The 17,731-nt window shown below is 64.8% G+C and carries 20 protein-coding genes; 12 read left to right on the top strand and 8 right to left on the bottom strand.

Annotated elements, in window-relative coordinates; translation table 11 throughout:
- Window positions 1-4 precede the first annotated feature (4 nt).
- Entirely contained in the window at window positions 5-634 is a 630-nt protein-coding gene (locus IB272_RS16750) for a TetR/AcrR family transcriptional regulator (RefSeq protein ID WP_246810368.1), read from the bottom strand.
- A gap of 119 nt (window positions 635-753) precedes the next feature.
- On the opposite strand from IB272_RS16750, the gene IB272_RS16745 reads away from it, so the two are divergent.
- The gene (locus IB272_RS16745; protein WP_246810367.1) at window positions 754-1,314 is read left to right on the top strand and encodes a hypothetical protein; all 561 of its coding nucleotides are present in this window, start codon (window positions 754-756) and stop codon (window positions 1,312-1,314) included.
- The gene (locus IB272_RS16740; protein ID WP_060581749.1) at window positions 1,298-1,600 is read left to right on the top strand and encodes a hypothetical protein; all 303 of its coding nucleotides are present in this window, start codon (window positions 1,298-1,300) and stop codon (window positions 1,598-1,600) included. The genes IB272_RS16745 and IB272_RS16740 overlap by 17 nt, the downstream gene beginning before the upstream one ends.
- A gap of 58 nt (window positions 1,601-1,658) precedes the next feature.
- On the opposite strand, the gene clpS is transcribed toward IB272_RS16740, so the two are convergent.
- Window positions 1,659-1,970, bottom strand: coding sequence for an ATP-dependent Clp protease adapter ClpS (clpS, locus tag IB272_RS16735; RefSeq protein WP_034788786.1), 312 nt, complete (start codon window positions 1,968-1,970; stop codon window positions 1,659-1,661).
- Between the two features lie 151 nt (window positions 1,971-2,121).
- On the bottom strand, window positions 2,122-2,688 hold the full coding sequence (locus tag IB272_RS16730; protein ID WP_060581748.1) for a hypothetical protein: 567 nt from the start codon (window positions 2,686-2,688) through the stop codon (window positions 2,122-2,124).
- 189 nt (window positions 2,689-2,877) lie between these two features.
- Between IB272_RS16730 and ychF the strand changes: the two genes are divergently transcribed.
- The gene (ychF, locus tag IB272_RS16725; RefSeq protein ID WP_034788804.1) at window positions 2,878-3,981 is read left to right on the top strand and encodes a redox-regulated ATPase YchF; all 1,104 of its coding nucleotides are present in this window, start codon (window positions 2,878-2,880) and stop codon (window positions 3,979-3,981) included.
- A gap of 59 nt (window positions 3,982-4,040) precedes the next feature.
- On the opposite strand, the gene IB272_RS16720 is transcribed toward ychF, so the two are convergent.
- Window positions 4,041-5,147, bottom strand: coding sequence for a hypothetical protein (locus IB272_RS16720; RefSeq protein WP_348646791.1), 1,107 nt, complete (start codon window positions 5,145-5,147; stop codon window positions 4,041-4,043).
- 187 nt (window positions 5,148-5,334) lie between these two features.
- Between IB272_RS16720 and IB272_RS16715 the strand changes: the two genes are divergently transcribed.
- The 3 genes from IB272_RS16715 to IB272_RS16705 all read left to right on the top strand — a co-directional run bounded on the left by IB272_RS16715 (window position 5,335) and on the right by IB272_RS16705 (window position 6,608).
- A complete protein-coding gene (locus IB272_RS16715; protein ID WP_060518721.1) occupies window positions 5,335-5,787 on the top strand; it encodes a MaoC family dehydratase in 453 nt (150 codons plus the stop codon).
- The gene (locus tag IB272_RS16710; protein ID WP_113136094.1) at window positions 5,787-6,257 is read left to right on the top strand and encodes a MaoC family dehydratase; all 471 of its coding nucleotides are present in this window, start codon (window positions 5,787-5,789) and stop codon (window positions 6,255-6,257) included. Before IB272_RS16715 ends, IB272_RS16710 begins: the two co-directional genes overlap by 1 nt.
- 138 nt (window positions 6,258-6,395) lie before the next feature.
- Window positions 6,396-6,608 (top strand): hypothetical protein, encoded by a 213-nt coding sequence (locus IB272_RS16705; protein ID WP_060518722.1) that lies wholly within the window; start codon window positions 6,396-6,398, stop codon window positions 6,606-6,608.
- A gap of 46 nt (window positions 6,609-6,654) precedes the next feature.
- On the opposite strand, the gene IB272_RS16700 is transcribed toward IB272_RS16705, so the two are convergent.
- Window positions 6,655-7,200, bottom strand: a complete 546-nt coding sequence (locus IB272_RS16700; RefSeq protein ID WP_034788812.1) for an adenine phosphoribosyltransferase — start codon at window positions 7,198-7,200, stop codon at window positions 6,655-6,657.
- Window positions 7,201-7,394: 194 nt separating this feature from the next.
- On the opposite strand from IB272_RS16700, the gene IB272_RS16695 reads away from it, so the two are divergent.
- Window positions 7,395-7,580, top strand: coding sequence for a DUF1059 domain-containing protein (locus IB272_RS16695; protein ID WP_034788815.1), 186 nt, complete (start codon window positions 7,395-7,397; stop codon window positions 7,578-7,580).
- A 45-nt stretch (window positions 7,581-7,625) separates the two neighbouring features.
- Here the strand turns inward: IB272_RS16695 and IB272_RS16690 are convergent, their stop codons facing one another.
- The 3 genes from IB272_RS16690 to IB272_RS16680 are packed head-to-tail and all read right to left on the bottom strand — an operon-like array spanning window position 7,626 to window position 10,134.
- Window positions 7,626-8,885, bottom strand: coding sequence for a CCA tRNA nucleotidyltransferase (locus IB272_RS16690; RefSeq protein WP_060581746.1), 1,260 nt, complete (start codon window positions 8,883-8,885; stop codon window positions 7,626-7,628).
- Window positions 8,882-9,514 (bottom strand): CoA pyrophosphatase, encoded by a 633-nt coding sequence (locus tag IB272_RS16685; protein ID WP_034788821.1) that lies wholly within the window; start codon window positions 9,512-9,514, stop codon window positions 8,882-8,884. The genes IB272_RS16690 and IB272_RS16685 overlap by 4 nt, the downstream gene beginning before the upstream one ends.
- Entirely contained in the window at window positions 9,511-10,134 is a 624-nt protein-coding gene (locus tag IB272_RS16680) for a DUF1285 domain-containing protein (RefSeq protein ID WP_034788824.1), read from the bottom strand. The genes IB272_RS16685 and IB272_RS16680 overlap by 4 nt, the downstream gene beginning before the upstream one ends.
- A 273-nt stretch (window positions 10,135-10,407) precedes the next feature.
- Here IB272_RS16680 and IB272_RS16675 point away from each other — a divergent pair, with 273 nt between their 5' ends.
- The 5 genes from IB272_RS16675 to IB272_RS16655 are packed head-to-tail and all read left to right on the top strand — an operon-like array spanning window position 10,408 to window position 17,726.
- Window positions 10,408-11,421: a MoxR family ATPase gene (locus IB272_RS16675; protein WP_060581744.1), complete on the top strand. Its 1,014-nt coding sequence runs from the start codon at window positions 10,408-10,410 to the stop codon at window positions 11,419-11,421.
- Between the two features lie 3 nt (window positions 11,422-11,424).
- Complete coding sequence (locus IB272_RS16670; RefSeq protein ID WP_034788827.1) at window positions 11,425-12,345, top strand: DUF58 domain-containing protein; 921 nt, start codon at window positions 11,425-11,427, stop codon at window positions 12,343-12,345.
- Window positions 12,342-15,170 (top strand): DUF4159 domain-containing protein, encoded by a 2,829-nt coding sequence (locus tag IB272_RS16665; protein WP_192444572.1) that lies wholly within the window; start codon window positions 12,342-12,344, stop codon window positions 15,168-15,170. Before IB272_RS16670 ends, IB272_RS16665 begins: the two co-directional genes overlap by 4 nt.
- A 10-nt stretch (window positions 15,171-15,180) precedes the next feature.
- Window positions 15,181-17,250, top strand: coding sequence for a hypothetical protein (locus tag IB272_RS16660; protein WP_089045009.1), 2,070 nt, complete (start codon window positions 15,181-15,183; stop codon window positions 17,248-17,250).
- Window positions 17,247-17,726 (top strand): GNAT family N-acetyltransferase, encoded by a 480-nt coding sequence (locus IB272_RS16655; RefSeq protein WP_162733068.1) that lies wholly within the window; start codon window positions 17,247-17,249, stop codon window positions 17,724-17,726. Before IB272_RS16660 ends, IB272_RS16655 begins: the two co-directional genes overlap by 4 nt.
- Window positions 17,727-17,731: the final 5 nt, after the last annotated feature.

The following is a 17,731-nucleotide window of genomic DNA, read 5'->3' as shown; positions in this document are numbered from 1 at the left end:
TCACTCACCCGGGCCTATGGGCCGCCAGAAAGATCCGCACCGCCTCCGACGCATGGGCTCGGAGCACCTCCGGCGTCGGAATGGCGCTGTCTCCGAGCAGCATGGCGTCATTTACCGGCCCGCCCATGACCAGCCAGTTGAAGAACCCGCCGGCGACCTCGGCGTCCTTCACCCGAATGTCGCCCTTCTCGCCATAGCGCCTGAAGGCGACCGCCAGCCGCCGGATCGAGCGCATCGGCCCGCGCTCGTACAGCGCTTCGCCAAGCTGCGGAAACCGCTCCACCTCGGCGATGACGAGACGGCGAACCTGCATCAGCCGCGGCGTCATCACGATCGTCAGCAACTGCGTGGCATAGTCGAGCAGGAAGTCCTCGATCCGCTCGTCGCCATCGGGATCGGCCACCTGCTCCTGGAATTCGTCGCCTGCTCCCCCCGTCATGCTGCGCACGACTTCGAGAAACAGCGCCTCCTTGTTCTGGAAATGGGAATAAACCGTCTGCTTCGACACCTCCGCCGTCGCGGCGATCTCGTCCATGTTGGTGCCGAGAAAGCCGTGCTTGAGAAAGAGATCACTGGCTGCAGCCACGATCAGTTTGCGGGTGCGCTCCATGCGCGTCTTTGCGCCATTGCTCAAACCTGCCCTCCCCCTGCCGTATCTCACCAAATCACTTGGCTTACAGAATAGGCCAGTCGGATTGACAAATCAAACTGGACGGTCCAGTCTAGTTCGCGAAGTCGGATCAGGAGATGGCCATGGCCAAACCACAGGAAAGACATCGCATTGCCGCCTGCCGCTGCGGGTTAGTTGCCTTTGAAGCCGCCGGCGAGCCGATCGTCGGCGCCGCCTGCTACTGCACCAGTTGCCGCACCGCCGGCGAGCGTTTCGAGGCCTTGCCGGAGGCGTCGCCGGTCATGGAAGCCGACGGCTCGACGCGGTTTGCGCTCTATCGCAAGGACCGGATCCGCTGCGTCAGGGGCAGCGACCTTCTGCGCGAACACCGGCTGACGCCGGAAGCGCCGACGCGCCGGGTCATCGCCAGCTGCTGCAACTCGGCCATATTCCTGGAATTCAAGGGCGGTCACTGGCTGAGCGTCTACAATCAGCGTTTTGCCCCGGACGAACAGCCGCCGCTCGAAATGCGCACGATGACGAAGGATCGCAAGGCCGGCGTCGAGTTTGCCGACACGCTGCCGAGCTACAAGACACATTCGGGCCGCTTCATGTGGCGGCTTTTGACCGCCTGGGCGGCGATGGGATTCAAGGCGCCGAAGATCGACTATGTGAAAGGCGAGGCCAATGGCATCCCAGGCTGAGAAGATCGAGATCGAAAACATCGTCTCGCCCGGCCACAAGTACCGCGTCGACCGGGTGAAATACGAGGCGATGCGTGAAGCCCTGCTCGCGGTGCTGCCGCCCTCAGCACCGGGCCTGAGCGTGGCGGACGCGAAGGAGCAGCTGCTGCCGTTGCTGCCGCAGGACCTTTTCCCCGGCGGAGCGAAGGCGGGCTGGTGGCTAAAGGCTGTACAGCTCGATCTCGAAGCCAAGGGCACGATCGAGCGCGAAGCGAGCAAGCCGCTTCGCCTGCACAGGAAGCCATGAGGCAGGCCGATGGCCGCGGGGCAGTTCTCCGGCCGCCACTCACTATTCATGAGGCCTGCTAGTCCTCTGGCTCGGTGGTGAAAAGCAGCGGGAAACCCGCTTCCTTGGCGAGATCGGTTGCTTCCTTGGCCTTGGTTTCGGCGATGTCGCGGGCGCAGACGACCACCACGCAGCTCCCCATCTTGTGGGCCGTCATCATCACCCGGTAGCCCGCCTCCTCGCTCATATGGAACACGGCCTTGAGCACGCCGACGACGAACTCGCGCGGCGTGTAATCGTCGTTGAGCAGCATGACCCTGTAAAGCTTCGGCCGATCGAGCTTCGGCTTCACCCTCACTTTGACTTTTCTGGCAACCTCGTTGTCACTCATCGGAACCACCCCGTTGATGACAGATTGGCCGGCACCACCGCGGGGCAGAACCGCCTCGGCGCACCGTCAGACGCACCGGCGCCGAAGGCGCACTATCCTACGGGCGCAGGTGCCGATCAAGCAAAAGCAAGCGCACGGACGCAGGCGGAGATCAGCGCCTCCCCCAATGGCCGACGAACATCGCTGCTGCTTCGTCATAGGAGCGGGCTTTTTCCAGCGCCGCCCTTGCCTCTTGCTTGCGCGCCAGCAGCGCATGGAAGAAGCAATGCACGAAAAGCGGGGCGTCCGCCCCCTCCGGCGAACCGTCAGGCGCAACGTAGAGGGCCGCCCCTCCCTTTTTGACAAAGGCATCGCCATAGCGCTTGCTACCGGTCTCGCAGCAGGTGCTGAGCACGATCTTGCCGTCAAGCCTGGCATGTTCGGCGATAACGGCGGGCGGCAGGCTGCCCTCGATGAGCATCGAGGTGTCGATTTCCTCGATGTATTCGCCAAAGACGAAGCCGTTCCCGTCGCCGTGGCCGGAAATGATCAGGTGCTGGTGAACGAGCTCGCCGCCAGCGAGCAAGGTCAGGAAATCGCCTGGTGTCCCCGGCAGATGCAGCGTGACGACGGCGCCCATGCTTTCGAGCGTCGCGCGGATCAACAGCGCCTCGAGTGTGTCGCCAATATCGACGACGGCAACCGGCACGCGCGGAAACAAGAACTTCTGGTCGATCAATGCGGGGCTCCTCAATTTCTTGGCCGCCGAACAGGGCCGGCGGAAATCCGAGCGCATATGCGGCCCGAAGAGCACGCGTTCAACGGCCTCGACCCCTTATTTACCGTGAACAGGGCCTGCGCCCTTGACCGGGGAGCGCCCTTCCCGCATAGCCACGCCAACGGAATTTTAAGATACGGACGAGACCCCATGGGCTTCAAATGCGGTATTGTCGGACTGCCGAACGTCGGCAAGTCCACGCTCTTCAACGCACTCACCAAGACGGCAGCGGCGCAAGCGGCCAACTATCCCTTCTGCACCATCGAGCCGAACACCGGCGAAGTGGCGGTGCCGGATCCGCGCATGCGCAAGCTGGCCGACATCGCGAAGTCGAAGGAAATCATCCCGACGCGCATCTCCTTCGTCGATATCGCCGGCCTGGTGCGCGGCGCATCGAAGGGCGAAGGCCTCGGCAACCAGTTCCTCGCCAACATCCGCGAAGTGGACGCCGTGGTTCACGTGCTGCGCTGCTTCGAGGATGACGACATCACCCACGTCGAAGGCCGCATCAATCCGGTCGCCGATGCCGAGACGATCGAGACCGAGCTGATGCTCGCCGACCTCGACAGCCTCGAGCGCCGCACCGAGCAGACCCGCAAGCGCGCCGGCGGCAAGGACAAGGATTCGATGGCACAGCTTCCGATCATGGAAGCCTCGCTGAAGCTTCTGCAGGACGGCAAGCCGGTCCGCACGCTGCTTTCGACGCTCGATGCCGAAGAACTGCGCATCCTGCAGGGGCTCAACCTCCTGACCGCCCATCCGGTTCTCTATGTCTGCAACGTCGCGGAAAGCGATGCCGTCGACGGCAACGAACACACGCGCGCGGTGGCCGAAATGGCCAAGGCGCAAGGGGCGGAAAGCGTCGTGATCTCCGCTGCCATCGAGTCGGAAGTGGCGCAACTGCCGGAAGAAGAAGCCAAGGAGTTCCTGAGCGCGCTCGGTCTCGAAGAAGCCGGTCTCGACCGACTGATCCGTGCCGGCTACAAGCTGCTCGACCTCATCACCTATTTCACCGTCGGCCCCAAGGAAACGCGCGCCTGGACAATCCAGCGCGGCACCAAGGCTCCGCAGGCCGCCGGCGTCATCCACACGGACTTCGAGCGCGGCTTCATCCGCGCCAACACCATTGCCTTTGAAGACTACATCGCACTTGGCGGCGAAGTGGGCGCCAAGGAAGCCGGCAAGGCCCGCGACGAAGGCAAGGAATACGTCGTCCAGGACGGCGACGTCATCCACTTCCGCTTCAACACGTAAGACCTGTCGGTCTGATCCCGCACTCAAGGCGCGGGATCGGAGCGCATCAGAACTTGATACTACGGCGCGGCATGCAACCGCGCCGTTATCGTTTCCGGCAAGAGGTCGATGACCATGCGGCGCAGCCGCTGCCAGAAAATGCCGATGAACAAGACCGTTACCCCGACGACCGCAAGGGCGATGAAGACGTAACTGTCGAGCGATGCATTGGTCTTGCTCAGCACGGTCCAGATCGCGCCGCCCAGCGACAACAGCCCCGATGTGACGAAGGCGCGGCGGTTGATGACGAGCCCGACCAGCATGAACACGGCGACGATCACAATGGCGGAAGCGGCCTGATTGAAGCTCGCCTGTCCGTCCCACCACGTTGCACCGCCATTGACCAGGAACACCAGTCCCATCAGCGAGTAAAGCAGAGCCGGCGCGGCTGCGAGATGCAGCCAGAAGGCGATGTCCGAACGGGTGGTGAGCCGCTGCGGGTCCGAAACGTCGTAGCGCATGGCGATCGCGAAGACAACCAGTGCCCCGACGAGCAGGGTCAATGGAAGCAGCAGGACGTAATCGGGGTTGGCCACGTCGATACCGAGGGCCCTCTCGAATGCGAGCAGGACCGCCACCACGCAGGTGAGCGCGATCGACAGCACCAGACCGGCCAGCGCAAGCGGAACGCGATAGCGCCAGTAGAACAGCGCCAGCGGGATCGGGAAGGTAGCAACGTAGACCAGGGTGAAGGTAAGCGGGTGCCAACTGTCCTCATGATCGTCCACCAGCCACATCGACGTCATTGCGACCCAATGGACGAGCGCGAGCGTCAGCACCACCGAAGGCAGCGCCAGACGCTGGCGCCGCACGAGAATTTCCGCAAGCACGAGAATGACCGGCAGCGTTGCAAGCGGACCGGTCAGGCCCCACAGGCCGATGAGCACGACCACGATGCCGATGGTGATCAGGATGTCGTGAAAGCCTCTGATGAAGCGCGGCTGTTCGCTGTCTTCCGCCGCCCGCGCATCGAGCGCGGCGTCGGCCCTGTCGGCCGCGGCATCCGATGCCGCCGGTCCGAAACGGAAGCCGCGATCAGCCAGATAGACTTCGAGATCGCGCACCTGATGCGCGGATATGATGCCTTTTTCGGCTGCGCCCGCGAGCGCTCTGTTCAGTTCGGTCACGCGCTTTCCTCAATCAAGACACGAGCGGATGGGACGGATTATCAGCTGGTTGCATGGACAAGAGCCAAGCGCAACCGCGAAACGCCGCGGGGACCCGCGATGTTGCGCATCTCCGCGCAAATCGATTCCGCTTCCGGAAATTATGCAGTAGGTAATGCGGCAACAAATCAGACGGGACAAGGCAAGCATGCTCTACTTCGAGGATTTTTCCGAAGGCCGGCGGTTCGACTACAAGCCGGTCGAGATGAAGCCACCGGAGATGATCGCGTTTGCCCAGGAATTCGATCAGCAGCCGATGCACCTCGACGAGGAAGCGGGAAAACGCAGCATTCTTGGTGGTCTCGCCGCCTCCGGCTGGCACACCAGCGCCATCGGCATGCGCATGATGCTCGATGCCTTCATGGGAAATTCCACGTCCCAGGGCTCGCCCGGCATCGATTTCATGGATTGGAGGAAGCCGGTCATTGCCGGCGACGTGCTCTCGGGCTTCAGCCTCGTGCTGGAGGCGCGCCGTTCGAAGTCGAAACCCGATCTCGGCATCGTCAAATTCCGAAACGAAATCAATAACCAGGCCGGTGAACCCGTGGCGGTTTCCGAATGCTCGGTTCTCTTTCGCTGCCGCGACAAGGGCAAAGCCTGATGATGACGATGGAAGAATTCTACGCGGCCAAGAGCCGGACCGTGATCGGCAGCCTGACCTTTACGGCCGAGGACATCATCCGGTTTGCCACCGACTTCGACCCCCAACCCTTCCATCTCGATGCGGAAGCGGCGCGGCATTCGCTGTTTGGCGGCCTTTGTGCCTCGGGCTGGCATACCTGCGCCGGGTGGATGCAGTGCTTCGTCAAGTTCTGGCGAAACGAGCAACGCCGGCTTACCGCCGAAGGCCTGAAGGCGCCGAACCTCGGCCCCTCGCCCGGATTTCGTGACCTGAAATGGCTGAAGCCCGTCTATGCCGACGACACGGTCACCTACTTCGTCACGTTTCTTGAAAGCCGGTCGCTTGCTTCAAAGCCCGGCTGGCGGGTCAACACGATCCTGTGCGAAGGCGAAAACCAGCACGGCGAAGCGGTGATCCGTTTCGAGAGCAAGGTCATCGAGTTCGTCTGACCGGACGAAACCGGCCAAACACCATCATTTCTTAAAATCGCCTTTCGCCGGGTGTACACTCTCGGGATAAAGGTTGCGCGCCCTTGGCCGCGCTCAAGCGGCTTGCGGGCAGCGACCATTGCTAGCGGAGGAGCGGCTATGGAAAAAACCCACGCCCGCGAACTGGCGGACGAATATCTGCGTCTTGGCGGTCACCGTCGCGTCGTCATCGATGATAACGAAACATCGGTCAGAAGCTGGGAAGACGAGCCGCCGGAAGCCGAAAAATTCTGGCTCACCGAAGTGGAGACATTGTCGCCGGCAGCCCAGCGCGAAGTGCAATTGATGCTGCGGACGATCAACCGCATGTAGGCCAAAGGAAGGGCGCGGTTCTCCGCACCCATCCCGCAACGACCGATCAGTGGCCCTCGAACTCGATCAGCGTGCGGACATTGACGCCGAGCGCTTCGAGTTTCTTGCGCCCGCCGAGTTCAGGCAGGTCGATGACGAAACAGGCGGCGACGATCTCGGCGCCCATCTGCTTCAGGAGCTTGGTGGCCGCTTCCGCCGTACCGCCGGTCGCGATCAAGTCGTCGACCAGGATCACCTTTTCGCCTGGCTGGATCGCATCCTTGTGCATCTCCATCTCGTCGACGCCATACTCCAGGCTGTAGGCGATACGTACGGTGTCGTGCGGCAGCTTGCCCTTCTTGCGGATCGGCACGAAGCCCGACGAGAGCTGATGCGCGATCGCACCACCGAGGATGAAGCCACGCGCCTCGATGCCGGCGATCTTGTCGATCTTGGTGCCGGCATAGGGATGCACCAGTTCGTCGATCGCGCGGCGAAAGGCGCGCGGATTGCCGAGCAACGTGGTGATATCGCGAAACATCACGCCCGGCTTCGGATAGTCAGGAATGTTCCGGATGGCGGCAATCAGTTCCGATTGAACGGTGGAGGTCATGGGCAAAAGGGCCTTTGCGTCTCTTGTTACCGCAAACCCATAACACCATCGGCCCGCTTGTCTATAACGGTTTCTTGTCGCGCGTTCGGCGGGAACAATTGGCCGTGCCGGGGGTTGATGCTACTCTGACCGTGCGGTCGCCCGACCGGCGCGCCGCGCTCTCGCATCAAACTTACACAGGGAAGGAAGCAACCATGCGCCTGTTTGAATGCGGTTCCCTCGTCCCGGGTTGCGAATGGCACACCCGCGCCGACAACGATGCCGAAATCGTGCGCCGCGTCGTCGACCACATGCGTGAAACGCATGGCGAGACCGTCATCCGCGAAAATATGATCGACAACATCAAGGCCCGGATCACCGACGAGTCCAAGGCGGCCTAGCCGTCCGGCCAAGGCGGCTTAAGCCGTCCGGCCAAGGCGGCCTGATCAGGACGGCTGCACCATGGCTTCGAGCCGGGCGACGAGGTTTGCCCGGTCGAGATTGAAGTTGCGCTCGATCCAGACATTTTCGAGTTCGCCGAGGATTTCCCCCACACGCGGGCCGGCCGGCACGCCGGCCTTCAGCACGTCACCGCCATTCAGCGGGAAGCTTGGCCGCTTGAAGGCCTCGGCCCGCGCCAGGAGCCGCCGCAGCGAAGCGGTCTCGGACAAAAACGCCGGGTCGCCTTCCGACTTGCGCCGCGCTGTTGAGAGCGCCAGTCGCAGTCTTACGACGATCCCTTCCACGCCATGACGATAGAGCAGCCGATCGAATGCCGTGTCGACGGTCGTCGCCGGGACCGCAGGCGCCTTCGCCCAGCGGCTGAAATAGGCAGCCTCCGCCTTCGAGACACGCAGACGCTCTGCCATCGCCTCCAGACGCTCCTCATCCGGCGGCACGATCGCGGAAAGGCGCAGAAGCGGGTCCGGCTTCCAGCCGAAGGCCCGCTCGGCGGCAACGAGTTCCGGGATTGCGTCGATGCCCCATTTCTCGGTTTCCGGCAGGATTTCGGTGAGCACGCCGGCCTGGCGCATCCAGAGCAGCGCGCGGCCGGGATCATCGGCCGAAAGCAGCTTCTTCGTTTCCGCCCAGACCCGCTCGGCCGAAAGCGTTGCAAGCTTCGAGCGCGCACGGGCACAGGCACGCAAACCGTCGGCATCCGGCCGGCCGCGGCCGTAATGGGCGAAGAAGCGGAAGAAGCGCAGGATGCGCAGATAGTCCTCGGCGACACGCTCGCTGGCATCGCCGATGAAGCGCAGCGTCCGCGTTTCGATGTCGGCGAGCCCCCCGACATCGTCGAAGACCTCGCCGCGGTCGTTGGCGTAGAGTGCGTTGATGGTGAAGTCCCGCCGCTCGGCATCGGCCTTCCAGTCGGTGCCGAAGGCCACTTCCGCACGGCGGCCATCGGTCGCAACGTCACGGCGAAGCGTCGTGACCTCATAGGGCGTGCCGTCGATGACGAGTGTCACCGTGCCATGGTCGATGCCGGTCGGCACCACCTTGATGCCGGCTGCCTTCGCCCGCTCGGCGACTTCGTCGGGGCGCCAGGTGGTCGCCATGTCGATATCGCCGGCCGGCAAGCCCATCAAGCTGTTGCGCACTGCGCCGCCGACGACCCGGACTTCGCCGCCGTCGACATTGAGCACATCGAAAACGCGACGCAGAGACGGCGTCGAGAACCAGCCTTCGCCAGCAACCGAGGTCATGCATAAAGCCTTTCATAGAGCATGCGCAGAATTCCGGCGGTGATACCCCAGATGTTGCGGCCGCCATAGGGCATCCGGTAGAAATGCCGTTCCTCGCCCTGCCAGTGGCCACTGCCGCGATCGTGATTGCCGGGGTTCATCAGGAACGACAGCGGCACCTCGAAGACGCTTTCGACCTCTTCCGGGTTGGGCACGAGCTCGAAACCCGGCTTGACCACCGCCAGCACCGGGGTGATGCGGAAACCGGACATGGCCATGTAATGCGGAAGCCGGCCGATGGTTTCGACGAAGCGCGGATCGAGCCCGATCTCTTCCTGCGCCTCGCGCAACGCCGCCACTTCGACCGACCGGTCTTCGGGGTCCACGGCACCGCCCGGAAAGGCGACCTGGCCGGAATGCTTGCGCAGGCTGGTGGTGCGCTGCGTCAAGATAACCGTAGCATCGTCGCCATCATCAACAACAGGCACCAGGACCGCGGCATCCTTCAGCTTCAGCGTCTCCAGATAGGGCACGATGCCCGGATTGAGCAGGAAGTCGCCGTGCTCGCGCCAGGAGGTCTCGATCGGCCCACCCATCTGGGTCAGCGCCCGACGACGAAACTCGTCGGCTGAGAAGGGATGTGCATTCATCGGGAAAGCGCTTCCAGCTCGGCTGCCGGCATGATCGGGAAGACCGCACCGCCCGAGCGCACGCAGAACATCTCGGTGCCGTCGATCGCAACCGTCTCGCCGAGCTCGACGATGTCATACATGACCGGCCGCGACACCAGGGCTTCCAGCCGCCCTCGCACATGCAGGTAAGGCTTCAGCTCGCGGTTCTCGCCATGGATGACGAAGCGCAGCGGATGCTCCGGCCCGGCTTCGACCACGTCGCCGACATTGGTGCGGAAGGTCAGGACCTGCCCCTCCTCCCCCTCGGTCACGCTCATCTCGACGGCGACAAAGGGCGCATCGACGATGCGGATGCCGACCTTTTCCACAGGCGTGACGAGATAGGTGCGCCCATCCTCGTCCTTGCGCAAAACGGTGGAAAACAGCCGCACCAAGGGCTGCCGGCCAATCGGCGTGCCCAGATAGAACCAGGTTCCGTCGGCGCGGATCTCCATGTCGATGTCACCGCAAAACGGCGGATTCCAGCGGTCCACCGGTGGCAGGCCGCGCGCTTTTTCGCCAGTCTGCCCGGCGGCACGCGCAATCAGGGCCGCCAGTCCGGCCGCATCGCCGGTTTGCTGAATTTCGGCTTCTGCCATTGTTCCGTCCCGTTTGACCTCGATTTTGCATCGAGACCTTTGATATCTCACGAGATAGTGCGTCGGCGCCGACTTGTCAGCCGTCCGGCAGGGTCTAAATTGGATTTTGGCGACTGAAATCCAGGCTACCGCATGATTCCTTGAATCGGGATCGATCTAAGGACAGGCGTCATGCGGCGGCTCAATATTACAGCGAGCCTGGCGCGCTCTATAAGGACGCGCGGCGCTGTAGGGGCGATTCGGTTTAACAACGGGCGACCGGGGAGTATGACCATGAGTGTGATGAAGGGCGCGGCTGACGCGATCGACGAGAAGGCGATTGTCGCTGCGGTCGAAAGTGCGCTGGGCGAAATCGCCCGGGTGCGTGCGGAAGTCGGCAAAGTCATCTTCGGCCAGGAAAGCGTCGTCGAGCAGACCCTGCTCGCGGTGCTCTCCGGCGGTCACGCGCTGCTCGTCGGCGTTCCCGGCCTTGCCAAGACGAAGCTCGTCGCCACGCTCGGCACCGTGCTGGGGCTCGATTCCAGCCGCGTACAGTTCACGCCCGACCTGATGCCGTCGGATATTCTCGGTTCCGAAGTGATGGACCAGGACGGGGCCGGCCATCGCTCGTTCCGCTTCATTCCCGGCCCCATCTTCACGCAGTTGCTGATGGCCGACGAAATCAACCGCGCCTCGCCGCGCACCCAATCGGCACTGTTGCAGGCCATGCAGGAGTACCACATCACGGTTGCCGGCGCCCGCAAGGACCTGCCGGCGCCCTTCCATGTGCTCGCGACCCAGAACCCCCTGGAGCAGGAAGGCACCTATCCCCTGCCCGAGGCGCAGCTCGACCGCTTCCTGATGCAGGTCGACGTCGGCTATCCGGACCTAACGGCCGAGCGGCAGATCCTGCTCGAAACCACAGGTGTCGGCGAAGCGACCGCCCATCCGGTCATCGATGCCGCGCGGCTGCTGCAGATCCAGAGCCTCATCCGCCAGATGCCGGTCGGTGAGAAGGTGGTCGACGCGATCCTTTCGCTGGTGCGCTCCGCTCGCCCCGGCAACGGCAATGCCGCGACCGACAAGAACGTCGCCTGGGGGCCAGGCCCGCGCGCCGGCCAGGCGCTGATGCTCTGCGCCCGTGCCCGCGCGCTCTACGACGGTCGTCTGGCGCCTTCGATCGACGATATCCTGGCGCTGGCCGAACCGGTGCTTCAGCACCGCATGGCGCTGACCTTCGCCGCCCGCGCCGAAGGCATGACCGTGCGCGACGTCGTCGCCGATCTGGTGAAGCAGGCCAGAGGCTGACGCATGGCCACCGTCGGGCACATAGTCTCGCGTACTCCCGCCAGTGAAGTGCTTTCACGAGCGCAGCAGCGCGCCATGCTCGTACCCGATTGCCTGGTCGAGGCGCGACGGATCGCCAACACCGTAATTTCCGGCTGGCATGGCCGGCGCAAGCGCGGCATCGGCGAGAATTTCTGGCAGTTCCGGCCCTATTCGGACGGCGAGAGCATGTCGCGCATCGACTGGCGGCGTTCTGCCCGTGACGACCATACCTACGTGCGCGACCGCGAATGGGAAGCCGCCCACACCATCTGGCTGTGGGCCGATCTTTCGCCGTCGATGATGTACAAGTCGAAGCTCGGCACCGTGTCCAAGGAGAGCCGTGCGCTGGTACTGATGCTGGCGCTCGCCGAAATCCTCGCGCGCTCGGGCGAGCGCATCGGCTGCCCGGGCATCATGGAGCCGGTCTCGGCGCGCAACGCCGCCGAACGGCTGGCGACCGCCATCATGCTGAGCCCACTTGCCGAGGGCCTGCCGGAAACCGGAATGATCCGCAGCGCCAGCGACCTCGTGCTGATCGGCGATTTTCTCGATCCTGCCGAAAAGATCATGGACCGCCTCGGCCCGCTGGCCAGACGCGGCCTGCGCGGCCATGTGGTCGAGATCGCCGACCCGGCCGAAGAAGTGTTTCCCTATTCCGGCCGGACCGAATTCACCGACCCGGAGACCGGCGAGAAGCTGACCGCCGGCCGCGCCGAAGTGCTGCGTGAAGACTATCAGCGCGCCTATATTGGCCGCCGCGACACGCTGGGCGTGACGCTGCGCCATCTCGGCTGGACCTTCACCCCGCACAAGACCGACCGGCCCGCCTCCGAGGCGCTCGTCGCCGTGCACACCTATCTCTCCGGCATGCCGGGACGCGCTACCCACGGAGGCCAGCTATGAGCGGCCTCGCCTTCCTCTTCACCAATCCGGCCATCCTTGCCGCCCTGGTTGCCCTGCCGGTCATCTGGTGGCTGCTGCGGATGACGCCGCCAAGGCCGTCGGCCGAAGTCTTCCCGCCGCTGCGCATCCTCGCGTCGGTGATGAAGCGTGAGGAGACCCCGGCGCAAAGCCCGTGGTGGCTGACGCTGTTGCGCATGCTGATGGCCGCCGCCCTCATCCTTGCGATCGCCGATCCGGTGATCAACCCGCGGCAGAACACGCTTTCGTCAGCCGGTCCGCTTGCCCTCGTCATCGACAACAGCTGGGCGACGGTCTCCGACTGGAACCAGCGGGTCGAAGCCGCCGCTGCGCTGATCGACGACGCGGAAGCCAAGGAGCTTCCCGTTTCGATCGTCTTTACCACCGACCGCCAGCACGACGCGACGCCCGCTTCCGCCGCCGCGGCGCGCGACCGCCTGGCCGCCGCCCAGCCGCAACCGCTGCCGGCCGACCGAGAGCGGGCACTCGCTGCCATGAAGGCCGCGCTTGCCGGCTCTCCGCCCGGCACCCTCGCCTTCCTCAGCGACGGCATCGAAGCGTCGAATGGCGGGACGATGCAGCAGATCGCAGAGCTCGGCGCTACGAATGTCCGCCGGGTCGAGGGCAATGCGGAAAGCGCCATCGCGCTGACGGCAGCGACCAACGAAACCGACGGAATGCGGGTTACCGCCTCGCGCCTGCCGCTCGGCGAGCCACGCGCCTATTACGTGCTTGCCCGTGACATTCGCGGCACGGCGATCGCCGAGGGCGAGCTTCGCTTCGCGACGGGCGCCACGACGGCGGATGCCTTGCTGAAGGCGCCCTTCGAGCTGCGCAACGACTTCGCACGTCTGACGATCGAGGGCCAGGCGACGGCCGGCGGCCTGCACTTGCTCGACGACGGCAACCGCCGCCGCCGGGTCGCGCTGCTCAGCGGCGAGGTTCATCAGTCGCAGCCGCTGCTTTCGCCGCTCTACTACATCAAGCGCGCGCTCGAGCCGCATGCCGACCTGATCGAACCCCGCGAAGAGGCGGTCGGCAAGGCAATCGCCGAGCTTCTGGCGCAAAATCCGTCGATCCTCGTCATGGCCGACGTCGGCCGTCTGCCGGACGAAAGCTACCCGCTGGTCACGCGCTGGCTGGAAAATGGCGGCATGCTGGTGCGCTTCGCCGGCCCGAGGCTCGCCAGCGCGCCCGCCGACGACCCGCTCGTACCGGTCGTGCTCCGGCAGGGCGAGCGTACGCTCGACGGCGCGCTTTCCTGGTCGGAACCGCAGCCGCTTGCCGATTATCCGTCCTCGAGCCCCTTTGCCGGACTGGAACGCCCGCGTGACGTCCTGGTAAAGCGCCAGGTGCTGGCGCAACCGACACCCGATCTCACGGAGCGGACCTGGGCCAACCTCGCCGACGGCACACCGCTGGTGACGACCGCCGAGCGCGGCCGCGGCCGCATCGTGCTCTTCCACGTGAGCGCCGATCCGAACTGGTCGAACCTGCCGATCTCCGGCTCGTTCGTCGACATGCTGCGCCGCTCCATCCAGCTGTCGCGCGCCGGCGGCGTTGCCGGCGATCAGCCAAGCAAGGCGCAGACGTTGCCCCCCTATCGCCTGGTGAGCGCCCGCGGCGAACTGACCGGCGACACCGGCAGCGCTCGACCGCTCGAAATCGCACCCGGCATCGCGCCCACCGTTTCCGCCGACACGCCCCCCGGCCTCTACGGCTCGGAGGAAGGTTTCGTCGCCAACAATCTGCTGCCTGACGGCGGCAAGCTCACCCCGATTGCAGGCAATCTCGTCGGAGCGCGGGCCGAAGGACTGGAGGGCGCCCGGCCCTTCTCGATCCGACCCTACCTCTTCGGGCTGGCGCTGGCGCTCTTCGTCCTCGATACGCTGATCGTTCTCTACATGGCCGGCGGTCTTACCGGGCTGCGCCGGCGCGCAGGCCGCGGCGCCGCGGCCGCGGCACTGGTCGCAACCCTTGGCCTTGCGACGCTCGGCCTTGTAGCCGCTCTCGCCCCGGCGATCGCACATGCGCAGGACAGCCAGCCGAGCGACGAGCAGACGCTGCAGCGGCTGGACACGACCCATCTCGCCTACGTCATCACCGGCGAGCAGGAGGTCGACCGCCTCTCCGAACAGGGCCTCATCGGCCTCAGCAACTATCTGACCTACCGGACGGCGCTCGAACCAGGAGCGCCCGTCGGCGTCGACCTCGAACAGGACGAACTGGCCTTCTATCCGATCATCTACTGGCCGGTTTCGGCCACCGCCCCGATGCCGAGCAGCCGGGTCATGAGCCGGATCGACGCCTATATGCGCAACGGCGGCACCGTGCTCTTCGACACGCGCGACCAGTTTTCCTCGCTGACACCGTCGGACGCCGGCGACAGTCCCAACGTGCAGCGCCTGCAGGCGATGCTGAGCGGGCTCGACATTCCGCCGCTGGAGCCGGTGCCCTCCGACCACGTGCTGACGAAGGCCTTCTATCTGCTTCCGAACTTCCCCGGGCGTTATGCGGAAAGCCAGCTCTGGGTCGAGGCCGCCCCCAATGACGACGAAGACCGCAGCAATCGCCCCGTGCGCGGCGGCGACGGCGTCACGCCGATCATGATCACCGGCAACGATTTTGCCGGTGCCTGGGCCGTTGACGTCAACGGCGCGCCGCTCTTGCCGACAGTGCCGCCGGATGAGATGCAGCGCGAATATGCCTACCGCGCCGGCGTCAACATCATGATGTATATGCTGACGGGCAACTACAAGGCCGATCAGGTTCACGTGCCGGACCTTCTGCAAAGGCTTGGACAGTGAGGGCCGATCGATGACCTATGGCTTTGCCCCGCTGATCCCGTGGATCTACTTCGTCCCGCTGCTCGCAATCGCGGCGCTGTTCATCGCCTTTGGCCTCTGGCAGAAGGTGCGCGGCGCCTGGCTGCGCCTGGCCGCACTCGCAGCGCTCGGACTGGCGATCGCCAACCCCTCCATTTTCGTGGAGTTGCGCGATCCGCTCTCGACCATCGTCGCCGTCGTCGTCGACCGCAGCCAGAGCCAGCAGAACGGCGACCGCACCGCGCAGACCGATCGCGCCGTCGAGGGCCTGAAGGAACGGCTGGCGGCCATACCGCTGATCGAGCCGCGCATCATCGAGGCAAACACCGATCCGGCAGATGTCTCGCCGTCGACCAATCTCTTTGGCGCGCTTGCCTCCTCGCTGTCTGACGTTCCCCCGGCGCGCATCGGCGGCGCCATTTTCGTCACCGATGGCCAGATCCACGATGTGCCCGATGTCGCTCGCGCGCTCGGTTTCGACGCGCCCGTGCACGGGCTGATCACCGGCAAGCCCGATGAATTCGACCGGCGTGTCGAACTGATCAACCCGCCGCGCTTTGGCATCGTCGGCGAGGAACAGAAGCTCTCGTTCCGGGTGGTCGACGACGGGGCGGCACCCGGCGGCAGCGCCGAAGTCACGATCCGCCTCAACGGCAACGAGATCGCCCGCGAGCGGGCCGAGCCCGGCACGGACGTGCCGTTCGCCTTCAACGTTCCGCGCGGCGGCAACAACGTGCTCGAATTCGCCGTCGACGCCGTTCCCGGCGAAGTAACGACGGCCAACAACCGCGCGGTCCACGTGCTCGACGGCATTCGCGAGAACCTGCGCGTGCTCTTGGTCTCCGGCGAGCCGCATGCCGGCGAACGCGCCTGGCGCAACCTCTTGAAATCCGATGCGGCCGTCGATCTCGTACATTTCACCATTCTGCGTCCGCAGGAAAAGCAGGACGGCACGCCGATCAACGAGCTATCGCTGATCGCCTTCCCGACGCGCGAACTCTTCGTCGACAAGATCAACGAGTTCGATCTGATCATCCTCGACCGCTACCAGCACCGCGGTCTGTTGCCGATCCTCTACTACGACAACATCGCGCAATATGTGGAGAACGGCGGCGCGCTGCTAATCGCGGCAGGTCCCGAACATGCCGGCGACGATTCGATTGCAGCGACACCGCTTGAGGCAGTGCTGCCGGCCGCGCCGACGGGCGTCATGAACGAAAAGGCCTTCTTCCCGCGCCTGTCGGAGGAAGGAAAGAAGCATCCGGTGACCCGCGGTCTGGAAGGCTCCGACAGCGAGCCGCCGCATTGGGGCCGCTGGTTCCGCACCGTCGACGTCAACCGACCGCAGGGCCATACGGTCATGGAAGCGGCCGACGGCAAACCGCTGCTGGTGCTCAACCGTGTCGGCAAGGGCCGCGTCGCCATGCTGCTCTCCGATCAGGGCTGGCTCTGGGCTCGCGGCTTCGAAGGCGGCGGACCCCACGTGTCGCTCTATCGCCGCACCGCCCATTGGCTGATGCAGGAGCCCTCGCTCGAAGAAGAGGCGCTGACGGCACGCGCGCGCGGCCGGACGCTCGAAATCACCCGCCAGACGATTGATGGCGATCCGGGTCCGGTGACGCTGGTCGCTCCCTCCGGCGGGAAGCAGGACGTCAAGCTGACCGAACGCCAGCCGGGCCTCTACTCGGCCGAAGTCGCCACCACGGAAACCGGGCTCTTCGAGATGTCGAACGGCGACCTCACGGCTCTTGCCCATGTCGGCGACCCGAACGCTCCGGAATTCAAGGCCGCGATCTCGACCGAGGACAAGCTGCGTCCCTGGGCGGAAAAGACCAAGGGCATCGTGCGGCGCCTCGCAAGTGCCGATGGACCGCTCGACCTGCCCACGGTTCTGCCGGTCAGGGGCTCGATCCGAGCGGCAGACGACCAGCGGCTCTCGATCCGCATGACCGACGAAACCGTGCTGAAGGGCGTCAATTCAGTGCCGCTGTTTACCGGCTTCCTTGGTCTTGCGGCGCTGCTGCTGCTGATTTCCGCCACCTGGTATCGCGAGGGACGATGAGCGACAGCACCATGGTCGTCAGCGACCTTCGCGACGCACCGCATTTCTTCGATGCCGTGGCCGACCGCGTCTGGCGCGCCTGGTGGGAACCGCATGGCTTTCCGCTGGAACACATTACCGGCCTGCTTCATGCGAGCCTTGCCGACGATGCCGAGCCGCTGTGTCTGGTGGCGCATGCCGGCGACCGTTTCGTCGGCACCGCCTCGGTCATCGCCTCCGATCTTGAGGAGCGACCGGATCTCACGCCGTGGGTTGCTGCCGTCTGGGTCGATCCGCCGTTCCGCGGGGCAGGTATCGGCGGCGACATCGTGCTGAAGGCAGCGCAGGCGGCGCTCGATACCGGCGCCGAAGCCGTGCATCTTTGCGCCCTCTCGGGCAAGCGCGCCTTCTACGAGCGTCTCGGCTGGCAGCTCGACGAGACGGATGTCGGCGAAGACCGCCTGGATGTCTTCAGCATGCGCCGTGTCGAAAGGTAAAGGCC

The sequence above is a fragment of the Ensifer sp. ENS08 genome (genome assembly GCF_014852195.1).
Lineage (GTDB): Bacteria > Pseudomonadota > Alphaproteobacteria > Rhizobiales > Rhizobiaceae > Ensifer > Ensifer adhaerens.
The sequence above is the reverse complement of the archived record's forward strand: the minus strand, read 5'-3'. Positions and strand labels throughout refer to the sequence as shown.